Consider the following 26,777-nt stretch of genomic DNA (forward strand, 5'->3'; position numbering starts at 1 on the left):
AGATCTCCAACATCATCGGCATGATCGACGACATCGCCTTCCAGACCAACCTGCTTGCCCTCAACGCTTCGGTGGAAGCAGCGCGCGCTGGCGAAGCAGGCAAGGGCTTTGCCGTGGTCGCCGTCGAAGTGCGTCGCCTGGCACAGTCCGCCGCCAATGCCTCGTCCGAGGTCAAGGCGCTGATCGAGCAGAGCGCGCAGGAAGTCGGTACGGGGTCGAAACTCGTGGCCGATGCCGCAGGCAAGCTGACGTCCATGATGGAAGCGGTGCGGGCCAATACCGCGCTTCTCGATGACATCGCCCGCGCCAGCCGCGAACAGGCTTCGGCCATCGACGAGGTCAATACGGCCGTCAGGCAGATGGACGAGATGACCCAGCACAATGCGGCGCTGGTGGAAGAGATCAACGCCGCCATCGAGCAGACCGAGAACCAGGCCGGCGAACTCGACCGCATCGTCGATGTGTTCCTGATCGATCAGGGCAGGGCGGCACGGCCTGCCGTTTCTGCGCCGCGCCAGCCGGCAAAACCCGCCGCGCGGGTCAAGGCAGCGGCCTCCGCCTATCTCACCCAGGGCAGTGCTGCCCTCAAGGAAGACTGGTCCGAATTCTGAAATCCAGAGCACGAACGAAAGGGGCCCCAGCGGCCCCTTTTTTCTTTGACGAAAATAACTTCCGGTTCGGTACGTCCTTTACGCCCGCTTAATCACAACCACGCATTTTTAGTCCCATGGAACCACCGAACTGCCGTTGCGAGTGCCGTCAGCTTAGGGTGTATTGAATAGGGGACCCCAAGTGTTGGGTTGGCTTACGGGTAGTTTGTCGCGCAGGCTTTATGGTTTGCTTGCGATCTTTGCTGTCGGAATGATGGGTGTCGTCTCCTATCAGCTCTACAATCAGCGCGTAAATCTTGAGGACTTCAAGCGCACGGAATTGCAGAGCGTGGTGCAGACCGCGGTCTCGACGGTTCAGAGTTTTTACGACCGGTCGCAGGCCGGGGAATTCACCGAAGATCAGGCCAAGTCCCTGGCGCTCGAAACCCTGCGCGGCATGCGCTATCAGGGCGGCGAGTATTTCTTCGTCGATACCTATGATCTCGTGATGCTGATGCATCCCACCAAGCCCGAGAAGCAGGGCTCGGATCGCGCCATCGAGAAGGACGGCCGCGGCACGCTCTACATCAAGGAATTGGTGGAGAACGTGAAGGCCAACGGCTCGGCCTTCCAGACCTATCTCTTCAAGAAGCCCGAGGGCGGTGAAGCCGACAAGATCTCCTACGCGCAGGGGTTTGATCCCTGGGGCTGGAGCATTGCATCGGGCATTCTGTTCAATCAGGTCGATGCGATCTTCTGGCAGTCCGCGCTCGAAGGCGGCGTGATCACGCTCGCCATCATCATCGCCATCCTGGCTGTGGGCGTCGTGGTTGCCCGCTCCATCGCCAAGCCCATGGTTTCCCTCAACAAGGCCATGGTCCAGGTCGCCGATGGCGCCTATGACACGGTGATCGACGGCACGGCCCGCCGCGACGAAATCGGCGCCATGGCGCGTGCCGTGGAAGTCTTCCGCGAAAATGGCCTCAAGGTTGCCGAAATGACCGAGGCGGAAGCCGCCCGCATCATTCGCGACCAGGAAGCCCGCCAGAAGATGATGGTTGAGCTGCAGCGCTCGTTTGGCGACGTGGTCAACTCGGCCGTCGAGGGCAATTTCAGCCATCGCGTGCCGGCCCGCTTCCCCGATGCCGAACTCAACGATCTCGCCAATTCGGTCAATCGCCTCGTCGACAGCGTCGACCAAGGCCTGACGGAAACCGGCTCGGTCCTCTCGGCCCTCGCCAATACCGATCTCACGCAGCGCATGGTGGGCGAGCATCGCGGCGCCTTCGGCAAGCTCAAGATCGACATCAACGCGGTGGCCGACAAGCTTACCGACATCGTCGGCCAGTTGCGTGGCACTTCGGGCACGCTGAAAACGGCGACCAGCGAAATCCTCTCCGGCGCCAACGACCTCTCCGAACGCACCACGCGTCAGGCCGCGACCATCGAAGAGACGTCGGCCTCGATGGAGCAACTGGCCCAGACCGTTACCGAAAACGCCAAGAAGGCGGCCGATGCCAGCCAGAAGGCGGGTCTGGTCTCGCGTTCCGCCGAAGAAGGCGGCGCCGTTATGGAGCAGGCCAATTCGGCCATGGAGCGGATTACCCAGTCTTCGTCGAAGATCTCCAACATCATCGGCATGATCGACGACATCGCCTTCCAGACCAATCTGCTTGCCCTCAACGCGTCGGTGGAAGCCGCGCGGGCCGGCGAGGCCGGCAAGGGCTTTGCCGTGGTCGCCGTCGAAGTGCGTCGCCTCGCCCAGTCGGCTGCCAATGCCTCGTCCGAGGTGAAGGCACTGATCGAGCAGAGCGCGCAGGAAGTTGGTTCGGGTTCCAAGCTCGTGGCCGATGCTGCCGGCAAGCTGACTTCGATGGTGGATGCGCTGCACGCCAACACTGCGCTGCTCGATGACATCGCCCGCGCCAGCCGCGAGCAGGCTTCGGCGATCGACGAGGTCAACACCGCCGTTCGCCAGATGGACGAGATGACCCAGCACAATGCGGCGCTGGTGGAAGAGGTCAATGCCGCCATCGAGCAGACTGAGAACCAGGCGAGCGAACTCGACCGCATCGTCGACGTCTTCACCATCGACGCACGCCCCAGTGTCGCAGCCCGCCCGGCGCCAAGCAGGGCCCAACCCAAGGTGAAGGCTGCTGCTGCCGCCTATCTCACCCAGGGCAATGCGGCCCTCAAGGAAGACTGGTCCGAGTTCTGATCAGCCGGACATTTCGAGAGTTGCAAAGGGGCCGCGAGGCCCCTTTCGTTTATGTTCGGTAGCGGAATTTTTACTGTGTTTGTGGTTACTGGAGGCGAGACGTGGATGGACGGCCACTGCTCGAAAAGTGCGGGGGCACATCGGTTCGGACACGGCGCGGAGAAACCGCGTTCCGTCTCTTCTTGCCTTCATCCCCGCGCATGAGCGTCACGGATAACGGCACACCAGAAGGTGTGAGAAGGCATAGGAATGTTTAAACTCAACATCGCGGGCCGCATCTATTTGCTGGTCGGCCTCGCTGTCGTGTCGCTGGTCGTCATGGGCTGGATGAACATGCAGCAGATCAATGCGACGCGTGACCAGCTACGCGCTGCCGAACTGCAGTCGATCACCGATTCTGCCGTCTCCATCGTCGATGGTTTCTACAAGCGCGCCCAGGCTGGCGAATTCACCGAAGACGCCGCCAAGGCCGGCGCCATCAGCGCCCTGCAGGCCCTGCGCTATCGCGGCAACGAATACATGTTCATCAATGGCATGGACGCCATCATGGTCATGCACGGCGCCAAGCCCGAAATGGTCGGCATGGACCAGTCGGAAATGGCCGACCCCACCGGCAAGAAATTCGTCGCCGAGATGATCGAGATGGCCAAGAAGAGCGGCTCGGGCTTCATCGAATATCAGTGGGCCCGCACCCCTGACACCCCGCCGGTCGACAAGCGCACCTATGTAAAGCTGTTCGAACCCTGGGGTTGGGTCGTCGGCACCGGCGTCTATATCGACGATCTGCGTGCCGCTGCCCAGCGCAGCCTGATCGAAACCGGGCTCATCGCGCTCATCGTCGCCCTGGTTGTATCCGGCGTCGCTTTCCTCATTGCCCGCACCATCACGAACCCGATCGCCCGCCTCACCAATGTCATGGACAAGGTGGCCGATGGCCAGTTCGAGACCGAAGTGGTCGGCGCCAATCGCAAGGACGAAATCGGCGCCATGGCGCGCGCCGTCGAAGTCTTCCGCGAGAATGGTCTCAAGGTCGCTGAAATGACCGAGGCGGAAGCCGCCCGCATCATCCGCGACAGCGAAGAGCGCCAGAAGATGATGGTCGAGCTGCAGCGTGCCTTCGGCAATGTGGTGGATTCGGCCATCGATGGCGATTTCAGCAAGCGCGTGCCGGCGACCTTCCCCGATGCCGAGCTCAATGGCCTCGCCAAGTCCGTCAACAACCTCGTCGACAGCGTCGATCGCGGCCTTGATGAGACCGGCTCGGTTCTCTCCGCGCTCGCCAATACCGACCTCACCCGTCGCATGGAAGGCCAGCATCGCGGCGCCTTCGCCAAGCTGCAGTCCGACGTCAACGAAGTGGCCGACAAGCTCACCTCCATCGTCGGCCAGTTGCGCGGCACTTCGGGCACGCTGAAATCGGCAACGAGCGAAATCCTCTCGGGCGCCAATGATCTCTCCGAGCGCACCACGCGTCAGGCAGCGACCATCGAGGAAACCTCGGCCACTATGGAGCAACTCGCCCAGACCGTGACCGAGAATGCCAAGAAGGCAGCCGATGCCAGCCAGAAGGCCAATGCGGTCTCGCTGGTGGCCGAAGATGGCGGCCGCGTCATGAGCGAAGCCAACCAGGCCATGGAGCGGATCACCCAGTCCTCGGCGAAGATCTCCAACATCATCGGCATGATCGACGACATCGCCTTCCAGACCAATCTGCTGGCCCTCAACGCTTCGGTCGAAGCGGCGCGTGCCGGCGAGGCAGGCAAGGGCTTTGCCGTGGTGGCCGTGGAAGTGCGCCGTCTCGCCCAGAGCGCTGCGACCGCTTCTTCGGACGTGAAACTGCTGATCGAGCAGAGCTCGCATGAAGTGGGCACCGGCTCCAAGCTCGTTGCCAGCGCGGCCGACAAGCTTTCGGCCATGCTCGAAGCGGTGCGCGCCAATAGCGCGCTCCTCGACGAGATCGCCGGCGCCAGCCGCGAACAGGCGTCCTCGATCGACGAGGTCAACACCGCCGTTCGCCAGATGGACGAGATGACCCAGCACAATGCGGCGCTGGTGGAAGAGGTGAATGCCGCCATCGAGCAGACCGAGGCTCAGGCAACCGAACTCGACCAGATCGTCGACGTCTTCACCATCGACTCCTCGCGCGCCGCCCGCGCGGCCGTTGCGGCCCGTCCTGCGCCTGCTGCTCGTCCGAGCGGCATCAAGGCACTTCAGGGCAAGGTCAAGCAGGCTGCGTCCTCCTATCTCAGCCACGGCAATGCCGCGGTTAAGGAAGACTGGTCCGAATTCTGATTTCAGTCGTTCTCGATCACATTACTCCCCGGCCAATGGCTGGGGAGTTTTCGTTTGGGCCGAGGAGTGGCAGAATCAATTGGCCGCCGGATTGCCCACTGGTAGCTAAAAGCTGACCTGTCGAGCCCGAACAGGCCCGAATGGTTAACAAATCGTTTCTAGTTCGTTCTCGGTCAAGCGGTTCCTTCGCGCTTTGCCCGCAAAGCACAGCCATAAGGACTCTTTTTCCCGATTCGCACCGTCGGTATGGTGAGGCGATTCGGTTGTCGGGGGACACGTAACCGGTTCGGGGGCACCTGGAATCCTCATCGAGGGTTTCCGCGTTTGGGCGCCTGTCTGATGTGCACGCGTACCGGCTCTGCCGGACTTGCCGCGAAACAAAGAAGAGAGGGCTGTCTATGGCGCCGGATCAACTCCGGAAGCATTGGAGATTCGCAGTTGCTGCGTGTGCTCCATTGACCGTGATGATGGCTGTCCCAGCCTTCGCTCAGGGCGCTTCCACGGCAAATCTGGGCGGCATTGTTCCCCTTGCAGTGGTGATCGGCGCGGGCGGTTTCGCCCTTGTCGCGGTCTCCGTGCTGCGCAAGCTTTTGCGCGACGGCCGCCTGGCGCAACGCCAGGCCAAGGAGCAGATCGCGGATCTGAGGGCCCTCGTCGACGACTATGAAAATCTCATCGGCGGCAGCCGCGAACTGACCGTCATCTGGCCCGAACAACCGGGCACGACGCCGCGTCTTCTCGGCCAGAGCGCCGCCGTGCTGCCGCCGGGGCGTCAGCCTCAAAGCGTCCTCAATTTCGACACCTGGCTTTCGGGCAGTGAAGCCGACAATCTCGCCCAATTGGTCGAACAGTTGCGCGTCGAAGGTCGTCCGTTCAGTGCCAGCGTCAAGGCGCTCGATGGGCGTCTGATCCGCGCCACCGGCTGGCTTGCCGGCGGCGGTGCTGCCCTGCGTCTGCGCCCTGCCTTTTTCCAGCCCAGCACGGATCAGGAAGAACCGATTGCAGGCGCCGGCAGCGACCGGTCCAGCGTTCTGGCTCTGCTCGAACATTCAAATCGCCCCGCATTCCTCCGCGATGGTGCCGATCGTCTGGTTTTTGCCAACAAACCCTATCTCGAACTCTGCGAGACCCTCGGCAAACCCGTCAACGCCCAGGCGCCGGCCGAACTGCTCGATGCCAAGCAATTGCGCATCCATCTCGCCGATTGCCGTGCCAGCACCGAGCCGGTGCGCCAGAAGGTCACCCTCGGCAAATCGGGCGATTTCGAACTGGTCGAAGTGCCGGTCGCCGAAGGCCGCGCGGGCTATCTCAACCCGCTCGCCGTCAGCGACGAAAAGGCGGGCGAGCCGAGCTTTGCCCACATCGCCGGCATCATCGATGCGCTGGCCACCCCGATCGCCATCTTCAATGCGCGCCGCGAACTGATCCAGTTCAACCCCGCCTACGCCGCGCTCTGGGACCTCGATCCGAAATTCTTGACGCTTGGCCTCGACGAGCGCGCCATTCTCGACAAATTGCGCACCGAGGGCATGCTGCCGAGCCAGGTCGACTACCACACCTGGCGCGCCAAGCATCTCGAGAGCTACAGCCGGAAAGCGCCGTTCGAGGCCGATCCCTGGCACCTGCCCGATGGCCGCACCATCAAGGTGATCTCGGCTCCGGCTGGCACGCAGGGCGGCGTGATCTATGTCTTCGAAGACCTGACTGAACGCCTGGAACTGGAATCGGCCAACAAGGCCATGACCAATGTGCAGCGCGAAACCATCAATTCGCTCTCCGAAGCCGTGGCCGTGTTCGGCACCAATGGCCGCCTGGCGCTGTCCAATCCGCGGCTTTCCGCGCTCTGGAAGCTGCCGATGAATACGCTTGGCGCCAATCCCCATATCGACCAGATCGCCGATGCCTCAGGCCAGGTGCTGCAGGATGGGGCCAAGATCTGGTCCGATCTCAAGCGCAATATCATCGACCTCAACCCCACCCGCACCGACAAGGCCGGCCGTATCGAGCGCACCGATGGGCGCCTGCTCGATTATGCGACCACCCGCCTGCCCGACGGGCAGACCATGATGACCTTCCTCGATGTGACCGAGAGCGCCAGCTACTCAAAGGTCCTCAAGGAACGCAACGACGCGCTGGTCACCGCCGACCGCCTCAAGGACGCCTTCGTCGAGAACGTCTCCTATGAATTGCGCAGCCCGCTGACCAATATCATCGGCTTTGCCGACCTGCTCGCCGGCACCGAGGGCGACACCCTCAACGAGCGACAAACCGCCTATATCGAATATATCCGCGCTTCGTCGGTGACCCTCGGCGTGCTCATCGACAATATTCTCGATCTCGCTTCGGTCGATGCCGGCATTGCCGAGCTCAATCCCGAGCCGCTCAGTGTGCAGGTGCTGATCGACAAGGCACGGGCAGGGCTCTCGGCTAGCTTCCCGGAAGTCTCGGGCAATTCCACCAATCTCGTCGTCGAGATCGAGCCGAACCTGCCCGAATTCATCGCCGACGGTACCCGCATCGTGCAGGTGCTCTACAATCTCCTCTCCAACGCCGCGCGCTTCTCGCCGCCGGGCGGGGAAATCCGGCTTTCGGTGTCGCACCGTGCCGACCGCATGCTCTTCATCATCGAGGATGAAGGTCCGGGCCTGACCGACGAATTGCGCTCCGCCATCCTGACGCGCTTGGACACGCCGAGTGCCGGCGGCCGTCTGCGCGGCGCGGGTCTGGGGCTCTCCATCGTCCGTACCTTCGTCAATCTCCATGGCGGCACCATCTCGGCCCAGCAGCGCGAGCCGCGCGGCAGCCGTATCGTGGTCAACCTGCCGCGCGACAGCGCGCTTGCCGGCGTCGCCGAGTAATGCAGCGGTTCCTTCCCGACGATGAGGCGACCATCGCCTTTGGGCAGGAACTTGCGGACCTGCTCGAACCCGGCGACATCGTCAGCCTCGAGGGCGAACTCGGCGCCGGTAAATCGGCACTCGCCCGCGCCACCATCCGCGCTCTTGCCAGCGATCCCGACCTCGAAGTGCCCTCGCCCACCTTCGCGCTGGTCCAGCCCTATGACACACCGCGCGGCCCGGTGCTCCATGCCGATCTCTATCGGCTGGGGGACGCAGCCGAGGCGGACGAGCTCGGTCTCCTCGACAATCCAAATTCCTTCGTGCTTGTCGAATGGGCCGAGCGCGCGGCCCATGTCGCCGAGGCCGCCAATATCGTTATCGCTCTTGCCATTCCGCCGGGTGGATCGGGGCGAAACCTGGTGCTGACCCGCCGCTAGACGGCTGCCGGGCCCGACCGGGCCGGTTTCCCAGATATTTACCAAGCGTCCAATTGCGCATGTCTGGTAAGGAACTGGTCAATTCCCACCCACTACTATGGCTCAAGAGACCAGTACTGGTCCGTTAGGCATATGGGCAATATGGGTTTCGGCGGGGCCAAGCAAAAGAACCGGGAATGGCGGCGGACGAGCTTTCTGCCCGCTCTGCTTGCGCTTCTCGTGGTCGTTATCGCCGGGCTCGTGCTCGACCGTCAGGCCGAAACCATCAATCAGGAACGGGTCCGGTCCGAAGTCCTTGGCCGCATCGCCGTCATCCGCGCCAAGCTCGAAGGCCACGTCGCCAGCAATGTGCAACTGGTGCGGGGCCTCGTTTCGGTCATTTCGACCGAACCCGATATGGACCAGCCCCGCTTTGATGCGCTGGTCGGCAATCTCTTCGAAGAGGACAGCCAGCTTCGCTCGGTCGCCGCCGCGCCCGATCTCGTCATCCGAATGACCTATCCGCTCGAAGGCAATGAGAAGGCAATCGGTCTCGACTATCGCCAGACGCCCAACCAGTGGGACGCGGTCCAGCAGGTGCTGTTCACCGGCCGAATGGTGCTGGCCGGCCCGGTGGATCTTGTCCAGGGCGGCCGCGGGTTTGTCGGCCGCTTCCCGGTCTATACCACCGAGGGTGGCTGGAGACGCTTCTGGGGCGTCGTGTCCGCCGTTATCGATGTCGAGCGCCTCTATCAGGATAGTGGCCTCCACGATCCTTCGGTTGCCGATCTCGATATTTCCATTACCGGCCATGACAGCCAGGGCCGCCATGGCAAGCTCTTCTATGGCGATAGCCTCAGCGGTCGCCAGCCGGTGCTCGCCAATGTCACCTTGCCCAGCGGGAGCTGGCAGATCGCTGCGGTACCCAAGGACGGCTGGCAATCGAGCATGATGAGCCAGTTCATGCTGCGCGCCGCCATCTTCATTGCCGGCTGCCTCATCTTGCTGCCCTTCATTATCGCCGGCCGCATGATCAGCCAGCGCCACGACTATATCGCCCAGTTGCGGGCTCGCGAGACCGAGCTGACCCAGCAGACCCAACGGCTCAATCTCGCCCTCGAAACCTCCAAGGTGGGCCTTTGGGAACTGGACCTGGCGACGGGCGAGGAAGTGTGGGACGCGCGCACCAACGAAATCTACGGCATGTCGGCCGATAGCGGCGGACGCACTCATGACCATTGGCAGAAGGTGGTTCACCCCGACGACAAGTCGCGGGCTGAAGGGGAATTCCGCACCTCCATCGCCAATGGCCGCTACCAGTCCGACTATCGCGTCGTGCTCGCCGATGGCACCACGCGCCACATCCGCTCCATCGCCGTGCTCTATTCCGCCGCCGGCGAGGATGACCGGGTCATGGGCATCAATTGGGACGTGACCGCCGACGTGGCGCTGAGCGAGGACCTGCGTCGCGCCAAGGCCCTGACCGAAGCCCGCAATTCCGAGCTCGAAGCGGCGCGCGTCCGCATCGAGCACAATGCGCTCCATGACAGCCTTACGGGCCTGCCCAACCGGCGCTATCTCGACGAAACGCTGCGCAGCAATGCCAGCGGCGGTTATGGCAATACCGGCACAATCGCGCTGCTGCATATCGATCTCGACCGTTTCAAGCAGATCAACGATACCCTCGGCCACGCTGCGGGCGATGCCATGCTCATCCACGCCAGCAAGGTGCTGCGCGAAAGCTGCCGCGACACCGATTTCGTCGCCCGCATCGGCGGCGACGAATTCGTCGTTGTCTCAAGCAATGATCACGGCGAAGAAGGCCTGGCTCGCCTTGCCGGGCGCCTTGTGGAGGCCATGCGCAAGCCGGTCATGCATCAAGGCCACGAATGCCGCTGCGGCGTCAGCGTCGGTATCGCCACGGGCATGGTGCCGGCCATCGATGTCGAGCAATTGCTGATCAATGCCGATATCGCGCTCTATCGCGCCAAGGATCGCGGCCGCAATCGCTTTGAATTCTTCTCGGCGGCACTGCAGGCCGAGGTCATCAATACCAAGCGCGTGGCTGATGAAATCCTCAACAGCCTGGAACATCACGACTTCATCGCTCACTACCAGCCACAGTTCTGCGCCAAGACGCTCGATGTCGTGGGCGTCGAAGCCCTGGCCCGCTGGCGGCATCCGACGCTGGGGCTACGCAGCCCCGACAGTTTTATGGAAATCGCCGAGGAACTGAGCGTCGTTGCCGCGATCGATCATGCAATCCTCGAGCAGAGCCTTGTCGACCTCGAGCGTTGGGATCGCCTGGGACTTCGCGTGCCGCGCGTTTCGGTCAATGTCTCCCAGCGCCGCCTTCATGACGAAAACCTCGTCACCGCACTGCGGGAAATGGACCTCCCCGAAGGCCGCATCGCCTTCGAGCTGGTCGAATCCATCTATCTCGATGAAAGTGACGGCGTCATTGCCTGGAACATCGAGCAGATCAAGGCGCTCGGCATCGATGTCGAAATCGACGATTTCGGCACCGGCTATGCCTCGATCGTGTCCTTGCAGAAGCTGCATCCGCGCCGCCTCAAGATCGACCGCCAATTGGTCGATCCGATCATTACCGAACCGAGTCAGCGCCGGCTCGTCGCCTCTATCGTCGATATCGGCAAGGCCATGGATATCGAGATCGTCGCCGAGGGCGTCGAGACCATGGAACATGCGCGCATCCTGCGCGATCTTGGCTGCGATATCCTCCAGGGCTATGCGTTCGCCAGGCCCATGTCACGCGATGCGCTCGAAGCCTTCCTCCTCGCGCAGAGCTGGCGCCGCGCCAGTTGAGAACAGGCGACAAGCTCCGCAAACTTCGCTAAATGCTCCCCGACGATCTTGTATGGAACAGCTTTAGGGAGGGCGGAAATGGCGCTGGGCAGGAAATTTGGGCTGGGTGTAGTGGGCGCCGGCATGGCGGCAAAGCCGCACGCTTTGGCATTGGATGCCCTGCGCGACAGCGTCGATGTCCGCGGCGTCTGGCGTCGCGATGCCGAAGCCCTCAAGCAATTCTGCGATCTCTATGATTTCCCGGCCGCACAAAGCTACGAAGCCATGCTGGCCGATCCCGATCTCGATGCCGTTCTCATCCTGACCCCGCCCAATGCGCGCGAGCCCCTCGTTGCCGCAGCGGCTGCCGCCGGCAAGCATGTGCTGATGGAAAAGCCGGTCGAGCGCACGACCGAAGCCGCCGCCCGCATCGTCGAAATCTGCGACAGGGCCGGCGTGACCCTGGGCATCATCTTCCAGCACCGTTTTCGCGCGGCCTCCAAGGCGCTGGCTGCAAAGGTCGCAAGCGGCGAACTTGGAAAACTCTTTGCCGCTCACCTCGTCGTGCCGTGGTGGCGCCCGCAGCAGGGCTATTATGACAAGCCCGGTCGCGGCAGCTTCGCCCAGGATGGTGGCGGCGTGCTCATCACCCAGGCCATTCACTCGCTCGACCTGATGCTGAGCCTCACCGGCCCGGTGAAGTCGGTCACGGCGCTCGCCGCGACGACTGGCTTCCACCAGATGGAGACGGAAGACTTCGTTGCCGGCGGGCTCGAATTCGCCAACGGCGCGGTGGGCGGGCTGATGGCGACCACAGCCAATTTCCCCGGCGGCGCCGAGAGCATCACGCTCAATTTCGAAAAGGCCAGCGCGACCCTTGCCGGCGGCAACCTCAACCTAAAATGGTTCGATGGCCGCGAGGAGAATGTGGGCGAGGCCAGCAATTCGGGTGGCGGCGCCGACCCCATGGCTTTCCCCTTCGATTGGCACATGGCCCAGATCGCCGACTTCGCCGATGCGGTCCAGCAAGGCAGGCAGCCCGTTTCCACTGGCCACTCGGCGCTTGCCGTCCACAAGCTGATCGATGCGCTCATCGCCTCATCGCGCGAAGGCCGCCGCGTCACCGTCTGACGATATCCTCGCTGGCCGGCTGTTCCTTGGCGGCTTCTCCGCCCTTTGCCGGCCAGCGTCCGCCCACCGTATCGGCGACATAAGCGCCGCGCTCGCCCATGGGGCGTGGCTCGCCAGTGGTTGAATCGACCGTCGTCTGGTGCTCGATCTCGGAATTGAGCGCGCCGCCCAGGATGACGATGGTCACCGAAAGCCATATCCAGGACAGAAAACCGATCAGCGCCCCGAGCGAGCCATAGGTGGCGTTGAAATTGGAAAAATTGGCCGCATACCAGGAATAGCCCGCCGACATCAGCATGATGCCAACTGTAGCGAAGAGGCAGCCCGGCGTGATCCAGCGCCACCTGGCCTCTGCCCGGCTTGGTCCCCAGCGATAGATAGCCGAAAGCGCCACCAGCAGGCTCAACAGCATGAAGGCATAGGCCCCGAGCCGCACCAGCCATTCATAGCCGCCGAGCGAAAGGATCTGGAGCACCGCGGGAACAACCAGCATGACGGCCAGCATCAACACGAGCATCAGGAGGCCCCCGAGAATGAAGCTCAGGGCCAGCAGGTGGATTTGGACGATATTGCGCTTTTCCTGCTCGCCATAGACGACGTTCATGGCATCGAACAGCGCCTTGATCCCGGCGCTGGCGCCCCAGAGCGCCACGACCAGCGAAATGACGAGGGCAATCCCGAGTTCGGCATTGTCCTGGCTGGTCAAGCGCACCAATTGCTCGCGCACGATATCGAGGCCGCCCGAAGGCACTATGCCATCGAGAAGGCTAAGCTGGTCGACGACGCCCACCGGATCATTGAGGAGGCCATAAAGCGTCACGAAAAGGCTCAGCGACGGCACGAGGGCAAACAGCAGGAAATAGGTGACGCCGGCTGCGGTAAGCAGGATGCGGTTTTCGCCGAAGCCGACGAACAGCCGATACGCAATGTCCTTCCAGCCGCGCCAGGGAATGGCGATCGGCGCCGCGGCCCTGCGGCCCCGGTCATGCTGTCTGGATCTAAGTTCTTGTGTACGCGTCGGCATTCCCTGACAACGCCGGCGCGGGCCGCTTGGCTCCGCGTCGGCGCTGCAACATTCCGATCAGGCCGCCGATGCCTTCTTGCGCGCGATGCGGGCGCGGATGTGCTCGACATCGGTCTGCGGCGTCGCGGCAAAGAGCGTCTTGGTATAGGCGTGCTGCGGGTTCGAAAACACCGCCTCGCGGCTGCTATGTTCGACCACGTCGCCAAAGTACATGACCATGACTTCATCGGCGATATAGCGCACAACCGACAGGTCGTGGCTGATGAAAACATAGGTCAGCCCGAACTCGTCCTGGAGATCCTTCAGGAGGTTAAGAATCTGCGCCTGCACCGAGAGGTCGAGTGCCGATACCGGCTCGTCGAGCACGAGGAAGCTGGGGTTCAGCATCAGCGCCCGCGCAATGGCGATACGCTGGCGCTGGCCGCCCGAGAACATGTGCGGATAACGGTTGTAGTGCTCGGGCTGCAGGCCGACCTTGGTCAGCATGGCCATGGCCTTTTCGCGCCGCTCGGCCGCCGACATGTCGGTATTGAGCAGCAGCGGCTCGGCCAGCACGTCGCCGATCTTCTGGCGTGGATTGAGCGAGCCATAGGGGTTCTGGAAGACGATCTGCACTTTCTGGCGCAGTTCCCTCGTCACATGCGACGCGCTGGCCTTGATGCCGTCGATCAGGATTTCGCCCGAGGTTGCTTCGTCGATCAGCGTGATCATGCGCGCCAGGGTCGACTTGCCGCAGCCGCTTTCCCCGACAACGGCCAGTGTCTTGCCCTTTTCGAGCGTGAAGCTGACGCCCTTGACGGCATGCAGCACCTTGGCGGGCTTCAGGAAGCCGCCGGAGGTGACATAGTCGCGCTTGAGATTGCGCACTTCGAGAACGGGTGTCGTCATTGGGCAACTCCCGGGGCGGCGGTAAACAGCATGTCGGAAACGGTCGGCAGGCGATCGCCCACGGCATTTTCCGGCAGGGCCGACAGCAGCGCCCGCGTATAGTTCGACTGGGGATTTTCAAAGAGGGAGAGCACGTCGGCCTCCTCCATCTTATGCCCCTTATATTGCACGATGACGCGGTCGGCCGTTTCTGCGACGACGCCCATGTCATGGGTGATCATGATCAGGCCCATACCGGTCTGCTGCTGCAGTCCGACGAGGAGATCGAGGATCTGCTTCTGGATGGTCACGTCGAGCGCGGTGGTCGGCTCGTCGGCAATCAGGAGCTTGGGATTGCACGAAATGGCCATGGCGATCATGACGCGCTGGCACTGGCCGCCCGACATCTGATGCGGAAAGGCCTTCAGCTTGTCCTCGGCGTCGCGAATGCCGACCTGGTTGAGCAGTTGCACAGCCCGATCATGCGCCGCGCGCCCCTTGAGGCCGAGATGCTTGTCGAGCACTTCGCCGATCTGGAAGCCGACCGTGAAGCACGGATTGAGGCTCGCAATCGGCTCCTGAAAAATCATGGCAATGTCCTTACCGATGATTTTCCGCTTTTCGCTGTCGTTCATCTTGAGGAGGTCGCGACCCTCAAAGCGCATGACATCGGCGGTGACGCGAGCGCTGGCCGGAAGCAGACCCATGGTGGCGAGCATTGCCACCGACTTGCCCGAGCCGCTTTCGCCCACAATGGCGAGCACTTCGCGGTTGTCGACCGAGATGTCGATGCCGTCGACGGCCTTGAAGAGGCCAACCGAAGTATCGAAGGCGACAGTGAGGTTTTTGATTTCGAGAAGGGACATGGGGTCAGCTCCTCTTCAGCTTGGGATCGAGCGCGTCACGCAGCCCGTCGCCGATGAGATTGATGGCCAGCACCGTGATCAGGATGGCAAGACCGGGGAAGGTTACGACCCATGGCGCCTTGAGGATGAATTCGCGGGCCGAAGCCAGCATGGTGCCCCATTCGGGCGTTGGCGGCTGCGCGCCCATGCCGAGAAAGCCGAGCGCGGCGGCTTCGAGAATGGCATTGGAAAAGCTCAGCGTCGCCTGGACGATCAGCGGCCCCAGGCAGTTGGGAAGAATGGTCACCATCATCAGGCGCAAATGGCCTGCGCCGGAGAGCTTCGCCGCCGTCACATATTCACGGTTCTTCTCGGCCATCACCGCCGCACGCACGAGCCGCGCAAAGTGTGGCTGCAGAACCAGGGCAATGGCGATCATGGCATTGAAGAGGCCCGGGCCGAGAATGGCCACCAGCACCAAGGCCAGCAGCAGCGGCGGGAAGGCGAGGATAATGTCCATGATGCGCATGATCAGCACATCGACCCAGCCACGGAAGTATCCGGCGAGAACGCCCAGCACCACGCCGACGATCAGTGCGCCGACGACGACGAAAAAGCCGATGAACAGCGAATAGCGCGCGCCATGGATGAGGCGCGAAAGCATGTCGCGACCCACCGGGTCGGTGCCCAGAATAAAGCGAGGATCGGCAGCGGCATCCCAGATCGGGGGCTTTAGCAGCGCGTCGCGGAACTGCTCGTCAGGCGGGAAGGGGGCAAGCCACGGCGCGAAAATCGCGACGAAGACCAGGATGGCAAAGACGGTAAGGCCGATGACGGCGCCGCGATTGACGGAGAAATAGAACCAGAATTCGCGCAGGCCCGAAGCCGGTGCACTGGCAGGAGTGTTGGTCGTGGCCATGTTTACTGCACCCGGATGCGCGGATTGATGAGCGCGTAGAGGAGGTCGACGATCAGGTTCACCGACATGACGATGAGGGCGATGATGAGCAGCCCCGACTGCACCACGACATAGTCGCGCTTACTGATGGAATCGATCATCCACTTGCCGATGCCCGGCCAGGTGAAGATGGTTTCGGTGAGAATGGCACCGCCGAGGAGGAGGCCCACCTGCAGGCCGATCGTGGTCACGACCGGGATCAGGGCATTGCGCAGGGCATGCACGTTGACGACGCGATTGGGGGACATGCCCTTGGCGCGGGCCGTACGCACATAGTCTTCACCCAGAACTTCGAGCATGGCAGAGCGCGTCTGCCGCGCGATGACGGCGAGCGGAATGGTGCCGAGCACGATCGCGGGCAGGATCAGGTGGCGCAGCGCCGAAACGAAGGCCGCCCAGTTTCCATAAAGCAGCGTGTCGATCAGCATGAAGCCGGTAATGGGCTTGAGGAAGAACGTCAGGGCAATGCGGCCCGAAACCGGCGTCCATCCGAGATAGCCTGAGAAGAAGATGATGAGGAGGAGACCCCACCAGAAGATCGGCATGGAATAGCCGGTCAGCGCCACGCCCATGGTGACCTGGTCGAACCACGAGCCGCGCTTGATGGCGGCAAAGATGCCGGCGGGAATGCCGATGAGGACGGCGAAGAGCAGGGCCACGAGAGCCAGCTCCATGGTCGCGGGGAACAGCGCCATGAATTCGTTGATGACCGGGCGCTTGGTGGCGAGCGAAATACCGAAATCGCCCTGCATCACGCTCCACAGATAATCGAAATATTGCTGCCAGATCGGCAGGTTGTAGCCGAACTGCTCGCGCAGGACTTCGTAGCGTTCCGGCGTCACGCCATGTTGCCCGGCCATGGCCAGGATGGGGTCGCCCGGCAAAACGCGGACAAACGCAAAAGCGCAGATGGAGATGCCGATGATCGTCGGCACCAGAAGCGCAATCCTGCGCAAAACATAGTTCAGCATGAGAGGGTCTTGCCTCTTGGGTGCAGGCCCGCCGCGCAAGTGCGGCGAACCCACTGGTCCCGTTTCCTGTTAGCGGGGCGCGTCCGTGGACCGTTTGCCGGCCCATCCCGATGAAACGTTCTTCGTTTCATCCAACCCCGCCTGTTCTTAAAAGGCGGAGCCCCGATCCGGCCTTTGCCGGACCGAGGCCCCTAATCGTGAGAAAGCTTGTAGCCTTACTCCTGGACGTCCACGCCCTTGAAGGAGTGGCTGCCGAGCGGGCTCATGACGTAGTTGAGCACGGTCTTCTTCATCGGCATGAACACGCGGCTGTGTGCCAGGGTGATTGCAGGTTCTTCAGCCTTGAAGATTTCCTGGGCCGTGGTGTAGAGCGCGGTGCGTTCTTCCGGGTCTGCCGAAGTCTTGGCAGCCGAGATGGCAGCTTCGAAGTCTTCGTCACACCAGCTCGAATAGTTCGAGACGCCGATGGCCGAGCAGGAGAACAGGGTCGCAAAGAAGTTGTCCGGATCGCCATTGTCGCCGGTCCAGCCGATCATGAACGGGCCCTTGCGGTCGGGCTGCTTGCCGCGCTCGCGATATTCGGTCCATTCGTAGGTCACGATATTGGCGGTGACGCCGACCTTGGCCCAGTCGGCCTGGATCAGTTCGGCAACGCGCTGGCCGTTCGGGTTATAGGGACGCGACACCGGGATAGCCCAGAGATCGGTCGTCAGGTTGGTCACGCCAGCAGCTTCCAGAGCAGCCTTGGCAGCTTCCGGATCATAGACGTCAGCGGCGGTCGCATCGTCATAGGACCACATGGTGGGCGGGATCAGGTTCTTGGCGTCCTGGCCAGCACCCTGGTAGACGGCCTCGATGATGGCCGACTTGTCGATCGCCATGGTCAGGGCCTTGCGCACTTCCGGATTATCGAACGGCGCTTCGGTGGTGTTGTAGGAGATGTAGCCGATATTGAGGCCTTCCTGTTCCTGAACGGTCAGGTCTTCGTCAGCCTTGAGGGCTTCGAGATCGGCCGGAGCGGGGTAGGGCATGATATCGCATTCGCCAGCGAGCAGGCGCTGTGCACGCACCGAAGCGTCGGTGGTGATGGCGAAGATCAGATCGTCGATCGGCTGCTTGCCATCCCAGTAGTCGGGGAATGCAGAGTAGCGAATGACGGTGTCGAGCTGGTAGTCGACGAGCTGGAACGGACCGGTGCCGACAGGCTGGGTCGAGAACGCGGCGAGGTCACCGGAAGCGGCGAGCTGGTCGGCATATTCCTTCGACACGATCGAGGCGAACTGCATGGCAAGGTTTGCCAGCATCGGCGCATTCGGTTCGGTCAGCGTGAGCTTGACAGTCAGGTCATCGATCTTGTCGATCGAGGCGATGTACTTGGGCATGTCCATGCCCTGGAAGTAGTCCCAGGTCATGCCTTCGAGATAGGCGTGCCACGGATTGTCTTCCTTCCACTGACGCTCGAACGAGAAGATCACGTCGTCGGCGTTGAGGTCGCGGGTCGGGGTGAAATAGGGCTGGGTGTGCCACTTGACGCCGGGGCGCAGGTGGAAGGTGTATTCCTTGCCGTCTTCCGAGACGTCCCAGCTTTCAGCCAGGGCCGGAATGACTTCGGTGCTGCCGGGAGCGAACTCAACCAGGCGTTCGAAGATCGTGTGGGCGGAGGCGTCGAAGTCGTTGCCGCCAGTCACCGGGCCGGGATCGAAGTGAGCCGGCGAGGCTTCCGAGCAATAAACCAGCTGCTTGGCCTGAGCGGCGCCGGCGGCAAGAGCCACCATCGCAGTCGCGGCCATCAGGGTTTTCATCAATTTCATGATTGTTGTCTCCCGAAGTAATTCATGCTCTCCAGCGTTCCCGGCTGGAGGCTTGGGCGACACCAAAGCCTAGTTTTTTAGGAAGTGCAATGACGAAGTTGACCATTTGGTCAATCGTGTGACGGCCCAAAGGCTTTCCACAGAAATGGACGGATGATTCCAAATCCGTTCGGCAAGTAATCATGGCTTGACCGCACCTTATCGGTAATGAACGATAGAGCCATGACGCAGAAGATCGCCACAATCGCCCTTGTCGTCGCCGACTACGACGAAGCCATCGAATTTTACCGCGACAAGCTCGGTTTTTCCCTCGTGGCCGATACGCCGCTCGGGCCCGGCAAGCGCTGGGTGCTGGTCGCCCCGCCCGGTGACAATGGTGCGCGCCTGCTGCTGGCCAAGGCCGATGGAGCCGAACAACTCGCCGCCATCGGCAATCAGACTGGCGGTCGCGTCATGCTCTTTCTTGAAACCCAGGATTTCGCCGGCGACTTCGCGCGCATGTCCGAAAAGGGCGTCACCTTTCTCGAGGCGCCGCGCCACGAGCCCTACGGCTCGGTCGCCGTCTTTGCCGATCTTTATGGAAACAAATGGGATCTCATCGAGCCGCGGGGCTGATCGCTTGTCTGATCCTTACCCAGCCGGCTCTTGCCCAAACTTCCGGCTGGCAATTCTCCCCGCTTTCCGGCGAGGGCGATCGCGCCGCCATGGGCTGCGCGCGTGACGCAACACCGGAAAACTTCACCTGCCTCGTCGTGCGCTGCGAGGACGATTTCTCGACCGGAATTCATGTCCATTCGAGCCGTTTCGGCGGCGATGCCGGCGCCTGGGACATGACGCTCGACCGCGAAGACCGCCGTTTTGTCGCCGAAGAATCCGACGGCCCCTATGGCGCACGCATCAATAAAGACGCCGATCTGCTGCTCGATCGCCTGCGTCACGGAACATTCGTCTACCTCCGCCATAGCGGGGACGAGCATGCGCCCTTCGCCTTCATCGACCTTGCCGGTTCGATGAATACCATCGCCGAGGCGCTCTATTGGTGTGCGCCTCGCGTCCCGCCCACAGAACAAAACGCAGCGTCGGACGTTGACCACGATCAAAGTCTGGGTCCGTCCAAAATTGGAGAAGTACAATGAATCGTCGCCCCCTCGGCCGCAGTGAACTCGTCATCGAACCGCTCGTTCTGGGTGGCAATGTCTTCGGCTGGACGGTCGACGAAAAGCTCGGCTTCGAAATTCTCGACGCCTATGTGGATGAGGGGTTCTCCGCCATCGACACCGCCCAGGGCTATCCCAACTGGGTGCCGGGCAATCCCCCGGGCATGAGCGAAACCATCATCGGCAAGTGGCTCAAGGCGCGCGGCAATCGCGACAAGATCCATGTCATCACCAAGGTCAATTCCGCCCATCAGCCCCAGGGCCTCAGCGCCGAGGCGATCAAGACGGGCATTGAGGATTCGCTGCAGCGCCTCCAGACCGACTATATCGACCTCTATTTCAGCCACTGGCCGGCGACCGAAAATACCCACGAGGAAACCCTCGCCGCCTATGACGTGCTGATCCGGGCCGGCAAGGTTCGCACCATCGGCGCCTCGAACTATGATGCGGGCATGATGAAGGCGGCGCAGGACACGGCCATCGTCAAGTCGCTGCCGCGCTACGAAGTCACCCAGCCACTCTATAATCTCTATGACCGGGAAAAATTCGAAGAGCTGAAGCCCTTCCTCCTCGAAAACCAGGTGGGCGCCATTCCTTATTACAGCCTTGCCGCTGGCTTCCTCACCGGCAAGTACCGCTCCAAGGACGACCTCGGCAAATCGCCCCGCGGTGGCGGCGCGGAAAAATACCTCAACGACAAGGGTTTTGGCATCCTCGCCGCGCTCGATGCCGTCGGCCAGGAACTCGACGCGACCCCCTCTGAAGTCGCGCTTGCCTGGCTCGTCGCCCAGCCCGGCGTCAGTGCACCGATCGCCTCGGCGACTTCGGTCGAACAGGTCAAGAGCCTTGCCCGCGGCGTGCGGCTTGCCCTCGGTGACGACGCCAATGCGCGCCTCACCAAGGCGGGCGCCTAAAGCAAGATCGGCGCCTTTCGACGCGGTTCCACCGGGCTTGTCCCGGTGGTTTCCGTCCGTCGGCAATGGCGGGGGTGAACGCCTCCGGCAAGGCGTGGTGAATGCAGCGGCGAAATGGCAGCTTGCGCTGCTGCGCCGCATCGCCATGATGCCGCCAGCGAACAAGCCAGAATCGGCACCGGCCCCATGGTCGCTCCTTCCCAGGGAGCGCATCGCGGGAGCCTATTCGCTCTGCCATATTCAGACCCTTGTGACGGATAGACCAGCGTGAGCGATTCCGCAGTCCCGACGATCGATCTTTTCAACCTTGGCGCCAAGGGCCTGCAGCACCACGGCCTACGCCGGGCCAATGAACGCGCGGTCCTGACGGTCGTGGGCTTCAATCCCGGTCTTTCCAATGCCGAGATCGCCCGCATGTCGGGCCTTGCGCCGCAGACCGTCTCGGCCATTCTCAACGATGTGGAAGCCGCCGGTCTCATCGTGCGCGGCGAAGTGCTGCGCGGCCGTCGCGGCCAGCCGGCGACCCCGATCTTCCTGCGGCCCGAAGGCGCCTATTCCATCGGCATCGAAATCGGCTGGCGCCATGCCGATGTCCTTGCCATCAATCTCCACGGCGCAGTGGTCGCACATCGCCATCTCGACTATGCCGAGGCCGATCTCGCCACGCTTGCCCCGCAACTGACCACCCTGATCGAAGAGATGACCGGGGACTGGCCCAAGGAACAGCGCGAGCGGCTCGCCGATATCGGGGTCGGCATGCCCGGCTCCATTCATGCCGCGACCTGGCCGCTGGAGCAGGGAGCCGGCAGCAAGTCCGGACCCTCACCAAGCGATTTTGCCGCCGATCTCGAAAAACGCACCGGCCTTGCCGTGACGCTTTTCAACGATGGCAATGCCGCCTGCTGGGCCGAACTGATCGCCCAGCCCGCGCCGCGTCCGGCAAGCTTCATCTATCTGCTGGTTTCGACCTATCTGGCCGCCGGCCTGATCGGAGAGGGGCGGCTGTGGCAGGGGCCGACGGGCCATTCGGCCGATCTTGGCGCCATATTGGTTGATCGCGATGAACGGGGGCCGCTTTCGGCCCATGCAATCGCCTCAGCCTCGGCGCTCGTCGAACGGCTCGTAGCCGCCGGCTTTGCGGTCGATATTGGCGATATCGAAAACTGGGATTGGCCGGCTTTCGAGCCGGTTGTCGAACCCTGGCTCGAAGACTGCGCTGAGGCCCTGGCACTGGTTGTCTTCAATACCAATGCCGTGGTGGAGGCGAGCCTTGTGGTGCTCGATACCATTCTGCCCACGGCGATCACTGCCCGTCTCGTCGAGCGTCTGGCCGTCCATTTCGATCGCCTGCCGGCCCGGCGCAGGGTCAGCATCGCGGCGGGGCATATCGGCCGCTTGGCGCCGGCTCTGGGCGCGGCCGAACTGCCGCTTTACCATCGGTTCTTCTCGCGCAATCTCTTGGAAAAGCCGCGGGATTAGTCCCGACTGCATGGCCAAACAAAATCCCGCGAAAGCGGGATTTTTTGTTCGTTCAATGCGGCTGTTCTGGCCCGAAAAGCCTAGCTCTCCGCAAGCTCATCCAATGCTTCGCGCAGGCGCGCGCTCGGCGTGAAGGTGACGGTATGGCGTGGGGTGATCCTGTGCTCGGTGCCGGTGCGGGGATTGCGCCCCACCCGTTCGGCTCGGGAGCGCACGGCAAGAGTGCCGAAGCCGGTCAATTTGACCGTTTCCCCGGCCTTGAGCGCATCTCCGATCAATTCGAACATGCGCTGGCCAATCGCGGTGACATCGTTCTTGGCGATGCCGGTGGCTTCAGTGGCTGAGGCGGTGATGATGGCCCGCGTAACGGTAGTGGACACTGCGGATATCCTCCTAATAATTTCATATTCCGAAGTTAAGTCGCTGTCCAGTCCGGTTTTTATGGTCTTAAATATGATTAGTCGGTTCAGGATATGGTTGACATTTTTTAGAATGGTTTTAAATTAGCTCTCGTGCCATGGGTAGGGTCGAAGCCATGGCAAGCTGCCAAAGCCAAAGGATCGTCCGCCCGTGAGACTGACACGCCAATCCAATTACGCCATCCGCACCCTGGTTTACTGCGCCGTCAACGATCCTGAACTGAGCCGGGTTGCCGAGATCGCCAGAGCCTACGGCATTTCCGAGCTGTTCCTGTTCAAGCTGATCAAGCCGCTGGTGGAAAACGGCCTGCTGCAGACCGTGCGCGGCCGCCACGGCGGGATCAAGCTCGGCAAGCCCGCCGAACAGATCACCCTGCTCGAGACGATTCGCCTGACCGAAGAAAACTTCGCTCTGGCCGAATGTTTCGAGGAAGGCGCCGATTGCCCGCTGATTGGCGAGTGCGATCTCAATGGCGCACTGCGCGAAGCCCTTGGCGCCTTCTTTGAAGTGCTCGCCGGCTATTCGATTGCCGACCTTGCCAGCAAGAAGCGCTCCATTCGCCAGCGTCTGGGCCTCTCCACCACCGAGGCTGTCAACGCCGATTCCGCCGGCAATATCGTTGGTGACATCGTCGCCGCGTAAATCTGACTAGAAAACTCAAATATGAGTTTGACAATCAAGTTTGCCCATGATTAGTAGACTGCATTGGTGCAGCGCCCCCGTGGGGCCTGTGGGGTGCAGCGCCAAAACGACGGGGCTTGCTGCTGCCGTCTCCCCGGGCCGATCAGGATCCTCAACGTCCTGATCGGCCTCTTTGCTTTTCCCTCACATTGATATGTCGCCGGGCCTGTGCTCTATCCGCGGCAAATTCCCGGATTTATTGCCCATGGCCCCGCCCCCCCTTCTTTCCCTGCCGAATATTCAGCTCACCGTCGGCGGCACGCAGTTGCTCGAAGCCGCCGAGCTGATCGTTTCGCCCGGCCAGCGCATCGCGCTTGTCGGTCGCAATGGCTCGGGAAAATCCACCCTGCTCAAGATCGCTGCCGGCATGGTCCAGCAGGATGGCGGCAAGCGCTTTGCTGAACCGAGCGCCACCATCCGCTACTTGCCGCAGGAGCCGGACCTTTCGGCTTACGCGACGACCCTCGCCTATGTCGAAGCCGGCATGACCTCGGGCGACGATGAATACCGCGCGCAATATCTGCTCGAGGCCCTGGGTCTCAAGGGCACGGAAGATCCAAAAACCCTCTCGGGTGGCGAGGGCCGCCGCGCCGCTTTGGCGCGCGTTCTCGCCCCGCAGCCCGACATCTTGCTGCTCGACGAGCCGACCAACCATCTCGATCTGCCCGTCATCGAATGGCTGCAGCAGGAATTGGATTCCATGCGCTCGGCCATGGTCATCATCAGCCACGACCGTCGCTTCCTCACCGATCTCTCCCGCTCGACCGTCTGGCTCGACCGCGGCCTCACCCGTCGCATCGAAAAGGGCTTTGGCGCTTTCGAAGGCTGGCGCGATGAAGTGCTGGAGCAGGAAGAAAAGGATCGCCACAAGCTCGACCGCCAGATCGTGCGCGAAGAGCATTGGCTGCGCTATGGCGTCACTGCCCGCCGCAAGCGCAATGTCGGCCGCCTCGAACGCCTTGCCGGCCTCCGCCAGGATCGCCGCGACCAGCGTCGCGTTACCGGCGCGGTCAACATGCAGGTCACCGAAGGCCGCACCTCCGGCGCGCTGGTGGCGGAAGCCGAAAACATTTCCAAGAGCTTTGGCACGCGCACAGTCGTTCGCGATTTCTCGACCCGCGTCCTGCGTGGCGACCGCGTCGGCCTCGTCGGTCCTAATGGCGCCGGCAAGACCACGCTGATCAAGATGCTGAACGGTCTCCTCGAACCCGATAGCGGCACGATCAAGCTCGGCTCCGCCATCGAACTCGCCATGCTCGACCAGGGCCGCGCCCGTCTCGATCCTGATACGCGCCTGAAAGACGCGCTGACCGGCGGCGGCAGCGACACCCTCAAAATCAACGGCGAGAACAAGCACGTCGTCGGCTATATGAAGGACTTCCTGTTCACCCCTGAACAGGCCAATACGCCCATCGGAAAACTCTCCGGCGGCGAACGCGCCCGCGTCGCGCTGGCCCGCGCCCTGGCGCTGCCGTCCAACGTGCTGGTGCTCGACGAACCGACCAACGATCTCGATCTCGAAACCCTCGATCTTCTCGAGGAGATGGTTTCGGACTATGCCGGCACCGTAATCGTCGTCAGCCACGATCGTGACTTCCTCGATCGGGTCGCCACCTCCATCATCATGGCCGAAGGCGATGGCAACTGGCTCGAGTATGCTGGCGGCTATTCCGACATGGTGGCCCAGCGCGGGGCAGGGGTTTCGGCCCGCGTCGTCGAAAAGGCGGCCTCGGCAAAGATCAAAGCCGGCGCGTCCGCCGTCGCTTCGAGCGCCAAGCGCAAGATGAGTTTCAAGGAAAAGCACGCCCTCGAAACCCTGCCCAAGGACATCGCCAAGCTCGACGACCTGATGGTCGTCATCAACCGCAAGCTGGCCCAGCCCAACTACTACACCCGCGACCCCCAGGGCTTCGCCAAGGATTCGGCGGCGCTAAGTGAAGCGGCGACCAAGAAAGCCAAGGCCGAAGAGCAATGGCTGGAACTGGAAATGCTAAGGGAAGAGATCGAAGGCTAAGAGCCGACGCTCGAATGGCGGGGCCCTGACCCCACCCCCATCGTCACCACCGGGCTTGTCCCGGTGGTCCATGCGGCGGCGAGATGGATTGCCGGGACAAGCCCGGCAATGACGACCCAACCACCACGTCATCCCCGCGAAAGCGGGGATCTCTGTTTCTGGCCGTGAGATTCCCGCTTTCGCGGGAATGACGCAGCAACGAAATGGGTCAGGCCCGCGACGGACCCTGCCCAGCCCCCGTCGCCTCAATCGCCTTTGCAATCACCTCGATATCCCCTGCATCGAGCTCGAGGCTCGCCGCGTCGATCCAGCCATCCACCTGCGCCGGCGACCGCGCGCCAACAATCGTCGCCGTCAGCCCCGGCCAGGCATGGCACCAGGCCAGCGCCACGCTCGACACACTGGTCCCATGCTTTTCCGCAATCGGCTTCAGGCTCTCGGCCAGCTTGAGATTCGCCGTCAGCTTCTCCCCCTGAAATTCCGGGCTATTCTTCCGCCAGTCATTGTCCGGCATGGCCGCAACGCGCTCGGCCGTCATCGTGCCCGTAAGCAGCCCTGCCTGCATCGGCGAATAGCAGATCGTGCCCGTGCCATGCGCTGCGCACCAAGGCAAAATCTTCGCCGCGCTATCGCGCCGGATCATCGAAAACGGCGGCTGCAGCGTCTCGACTTGGCCAATCGCCTCGGCCCGCGCCAACTGTCCCTCGTCATGGTTGGAGAGCCCGACATGGCGAACCTTGCCCTCGGCCTTGAGCTCCAACAGGCTCGCCCAATAGTCTTCCAATGGCACGTCGTCCGAAGGCCAATGCATCTGGTAGAGATCTATCACATCGACCTTCAGGCGCTTCAGCGAATTTTCCAGCTCCTGCCGCAGATGCTTCCGCTCGCCAATCCGGCGCGGATTCTGCCCGTTCTCGTCGCGCACGATGCCGCCCTTGGTGAACACCAGCGGCCGCTTGTCGGCAGGCAGCCCCGCAAGCGCATCGCCAATCACCGCCTCGGAATGCCCATTGCCATAGACGGCCGCCGTGTCGATCCAGTTGATGCCGCTGTCGATCGCGTGGCGAATCGCGGCCATCGATTCCTGGTCGTCCTGCGGCCCCCACATATTGCCGCCCATGGCCCAGGCGCCGATGCCCAGCTTGGTGATTTGCATTCCGGTCTGGCCAAAGGCCCGTGTCGGCAGATGCGTCTTCATCGCGTATCCTTCCAAATCTGCTGGCTTTTCCATGGTCTACTCGCCGAGGCTTCTCTTGTCACTCGTCATGTATGGAAGATATAAGGCACTAACATGTTACGGTGATGAAGGATCGACCGATGCAAGCCCTGACTATCCTGCGTCCC

At 62.3% G+C, this 26,777-nt stretch carries 21 protein-coding genes; 13 read left to right on the plus strand and 8 right to left on the minus strand.

All coding sequences use genetic code 11. The features are described 5' to 3' along the window. The 7 genes from ABW043_RS03835 to ABW043_RS03865 form a co-directional block, all read left to right on the plus strand. Positions 1–611, plus strand: a 611-nt coding sequence (locus ABW043_RS03835) for a methyl-accepting chemotaxis protein (protein ID WP_353919912.1), incomplete at its 5' end; no start/stop codon positions are given. Between the two features lie 250 nt (positions 612–861). Continuing rightward, positions 862–2,808, plus strand: coding sequence for a methyl-accepting chemotaxis protein (locus ABW043_RS03840; protein WP_353919913.1), 1,947 nt, complete (start codon positions 862–864; stop codon positions 2,806–2,808). Between the two features lie 249 nt (positions 2,809–3,057). Beyond that, positions 3,058–5,100 (plus strand): methyl-accepting chemotaxis protein, encoded by a 2,043-nt coding sequence (locus ABW043_RS03845; protein WP_353919914.1) that lies wholly within the window; start codon positions 3,058–3,060, stop codon positions 5,098–5,100. 467 nt (positions 5,101–5,567) lie between these two features. Further along, a complete protein-coding gene (locus ABW043_RS03850) occupies positions 5,568–7,958 on the plus strand; it encodes a sensor histidine kinase (RefSeq protein WP_353919915.1) in 2,391 nt (796 codons plus the stop codon). Beyond that, positions 7,958–8,377 (plus strand): tRNA (adenosine(37)-N6)-threonylcarbamoyltransferase complex ATPase subunit type 1 TsaE, encoded by a 420-nt coding sequence (gene tsaE, locus ABW043_RS03855; RefSeq protein WP_353919916.1) that lies wholly within the window; start codon positions 7,958–7,960, stop codon positions 8,375–8,377. Before ABW043_RS03850 ends, tsaE begins: the two co-directional genes overlap by 1 nt. Before the next feature lie 132 nt (positions 8,378–8,509). After that, positions 8,510–11,182, plus strand: coding sequence for a bifunctional diguanylate cyclase/phosphodiesterase (locus ABW043_RS03860; RefSeq protein WP_353919917.1), 2,673 nt, complete (start codon positions 8,510–8,512; stop codon positions 11,180–11,182). Positions 11,183–11,260: 78 nt separating this feature from the next. Next, positions 11,261–12,292, plus strand: a complete 1,032-nt coding sequence (locus ABW043_RS03865; protein ID WP_353919918.1) for a Gfo/Idh/MocA family protein — start codon at positions 11,261–11,263, stop codon at positions 12,290–12,292. Here the strand turns inward: ABW043_RS03865 and ABW043_RS03870 are convergent. The 6 genes from ABW043_RS03870 to ABW043_RS03895 all read right to left on the minus strand — a co-directional run bounded on the left by ABW043_RS03870 (position 12,282) and on the right by ABW043_RS03895 (position 18,768). After that, a complete protein-coding gene (locus ABW043_RS03870; RefSeq protein WP_353919919.1) occupies positions 12,282–13,316 on the minus strand; it encodes a YihY/virulence factor BrkB family protein in 1,035 nt (344 codons plus the stop codon). The genes ABW043_RS03865 and ABW043_RS03870 overlap by 11 nt on opposite strands. A 57-nt stretch (positions 13,317–13,373) precedes the next feature. Next, positions 13,374–14,204 carry a dipeptide ABC transporter ATP-binding protein gene (locus ABW043_RS03875; protein ID WP_353919920.1) on the minus strand — a complete coding sequence of 277 codons (831 nt, stop codon included), beginning with the start codon at positions 14,202–14,204 and terminating at the stop codon, positions 13,374–13,376. Next, a complete protein-coding gene (locus ABW043_RS03880; RefSeq protein WP_353919921.1) occupies positions 14,201–15,049 on the minus strand; it encodes an ABC transporter ATP-binding protein in 849 nt (282 codons plus the stop codon). Before ABW043_RS03880 ends, ABW043_RS03875 begins: the two co-directional genes overlap by 4 nt. Positions 15,050–15,053: 4 nt before the next feature. After that, on the minus strand, positions 15,054–15,947 hold the full coding sequence (locus tag ABW043_RS03885) for an ABC transporter permease subunit (protein ID WP_353919922.1): 894 nt from the start codon (positions 15,945–15,947) through the stop codon (positions 15,054–15,056). Positions 15,948–15,949: 2 nt separating this feature from the next. Next, on the minus strand, positions 15,950–16,957 hold the full coding sequence (locus ABW043_RS03890) for an ABC transporter permease subunit (protein ID WP_353919923.1): 1,008 nt from the start codon (positions 16,955–16,957) through the stop codon (positions 15,950–15,952). A gap of 215 nt (positions 16,958–17,172) precedes the next feature. Then, the gene (locus tag ABW043_RS03895) at positions 17,173–18,768 is read right to left on the minus strand and encodes an ABC transporter substrate-binding protein (protein ID WP_353919924.1); all 1,596 of its coding nucleotides are present in this window, start codon (positions 18,766–18,768) and stop codon (positions 17,173–17,175) included. Positions 18,769–18,990: 222 nt separating this feature from the next. On the opposite strand from ABW043_RS03895, the gene ABW043_RS03900 reads away from it, so the two are divergent. The 4 genes from ABW043_RS03900 (at position 18,991) to ABW043_RS03915 (ending at position 22,318) form a co-directional block, all read left to right on the plus strand. Continuing rightward, positions 18,991–19,383, plus strand: a complete 393-nt coding sequence (locus ABW043_RS03900; RefSeq protein WP_353919925.1) for a VOC family protein — start codon at positions 18,991–18,993, stop codon at positions 19,381–19,383. Beyond that, positions 19,356–19,904: a hypothetical protein gene (locus tag ABW043_RS03905; protein ID WP_353919926.1), complete on the plus strand. Its 549-nt coding sequence runs from the start codon at positions 19,356–19,358 to the stop codon at positions 19,902–19,904. Before ABW043_RS03900 ends, ABW043_RS03905 begins: the two co-directional genes overlap by 28 nt. After that, entirely contained in the window at positions 19,901–20,839 is a 939-nt protein-coding gene (locus tag ABW043_RS03910) for an aldo/keto reductase (protein ID WP_353919927.1), read from the plus strand. Before ABW043_RS03905 ends, ABW043_RS03910 begins: the two co-directional genes overlap by 4 nt. 267 nt (positions 20,840–21,106) lie before the next feature. Then, the gene (locus ABW043_RS03915; RefSeq protein WP_353919928.1) at positions 21,107–22,318 is read left to right on the plus strand and encodes an ROK family transcriptional regulator; all 1,212 of its coding nucleotides are present in this window, start codon (positions 21,107–21,109) and stop codon (positions 22,316–22,318) included. Positions 22,319–22,398: 80 nt separating this feature from the next. Here ABW043_RS03915 and ABW043_RS03920 read toward each other — a convergent pair whose 3' ends face one another. Further along, positions 22,399–22,698 carry an HU family DNA-binding protein gene (locus ABW043_RS03920; protein ID WP_353919929.1) on the minus strand — a complete coding sequence of 100 codons (300 nt, stop codon included), beginning with the start codon at positions 22,696–22,698 and terminating at the stop codon, positions 22,399–22,401. Positions 22,699–22,888: 190 nt separating this feature from the next. Here ABW043_RS03920 and rirA point away from each other — a divergent pair, with 190 nt between their 5' ends. Beyond that, positions 22,889–23,380 (plus strand): iron-responsive transcriptional regulator RirA, encoded by a 492-nt coding sequence (rirA, locus tag ABW043_RS03925; RefSeq protein WP_353919930.1) that lies wholly within the window; start codon positions 22,889–22,891, stop codon positions 23,378–23,380. A 244-nt stretch (positions 23,381–23,624) separates the two neighbouring features. Next, positions 23,625–25,433 carry an ABC-F family ATP-binding cassette domain-containing protein gene (locus ABW043_RS03930; protein WP_353919931.1) on the plus strand — a complete coding sequence of 603 codons (1,809 nt, stop codon included), beginning with the start codon at positions 23,625–23,627 and terminating at the stop codon, positions 25,431–25,433. A 208-nt stretch (positions 25,434–25,641) separates the two neighbouring features. On the opposite strand, the gene ABW043_RS03935 is transcribed toward ABW043_RS03930, so the two are convergent. Continuing rightward, entirely contained in the window at positions 25,642–26,631 is a 990-nt protein-coding gene (locus ABW043_RS03935) for an aldo/keto reductase (RefSeq protein ID WP_353919932.1), read from the minus strand. Positions 26,632–26,777 lie beyond the last annotated feature (146 nt).

The sequence above is a fragment of the Devosia sp. genome, from assembly GCF_040509215.1.
Lineage (GTDB): Bacteria > Pseudomonadota > Alphaproteobacteria > Rhizobiales > Devosiaceae > Devosia.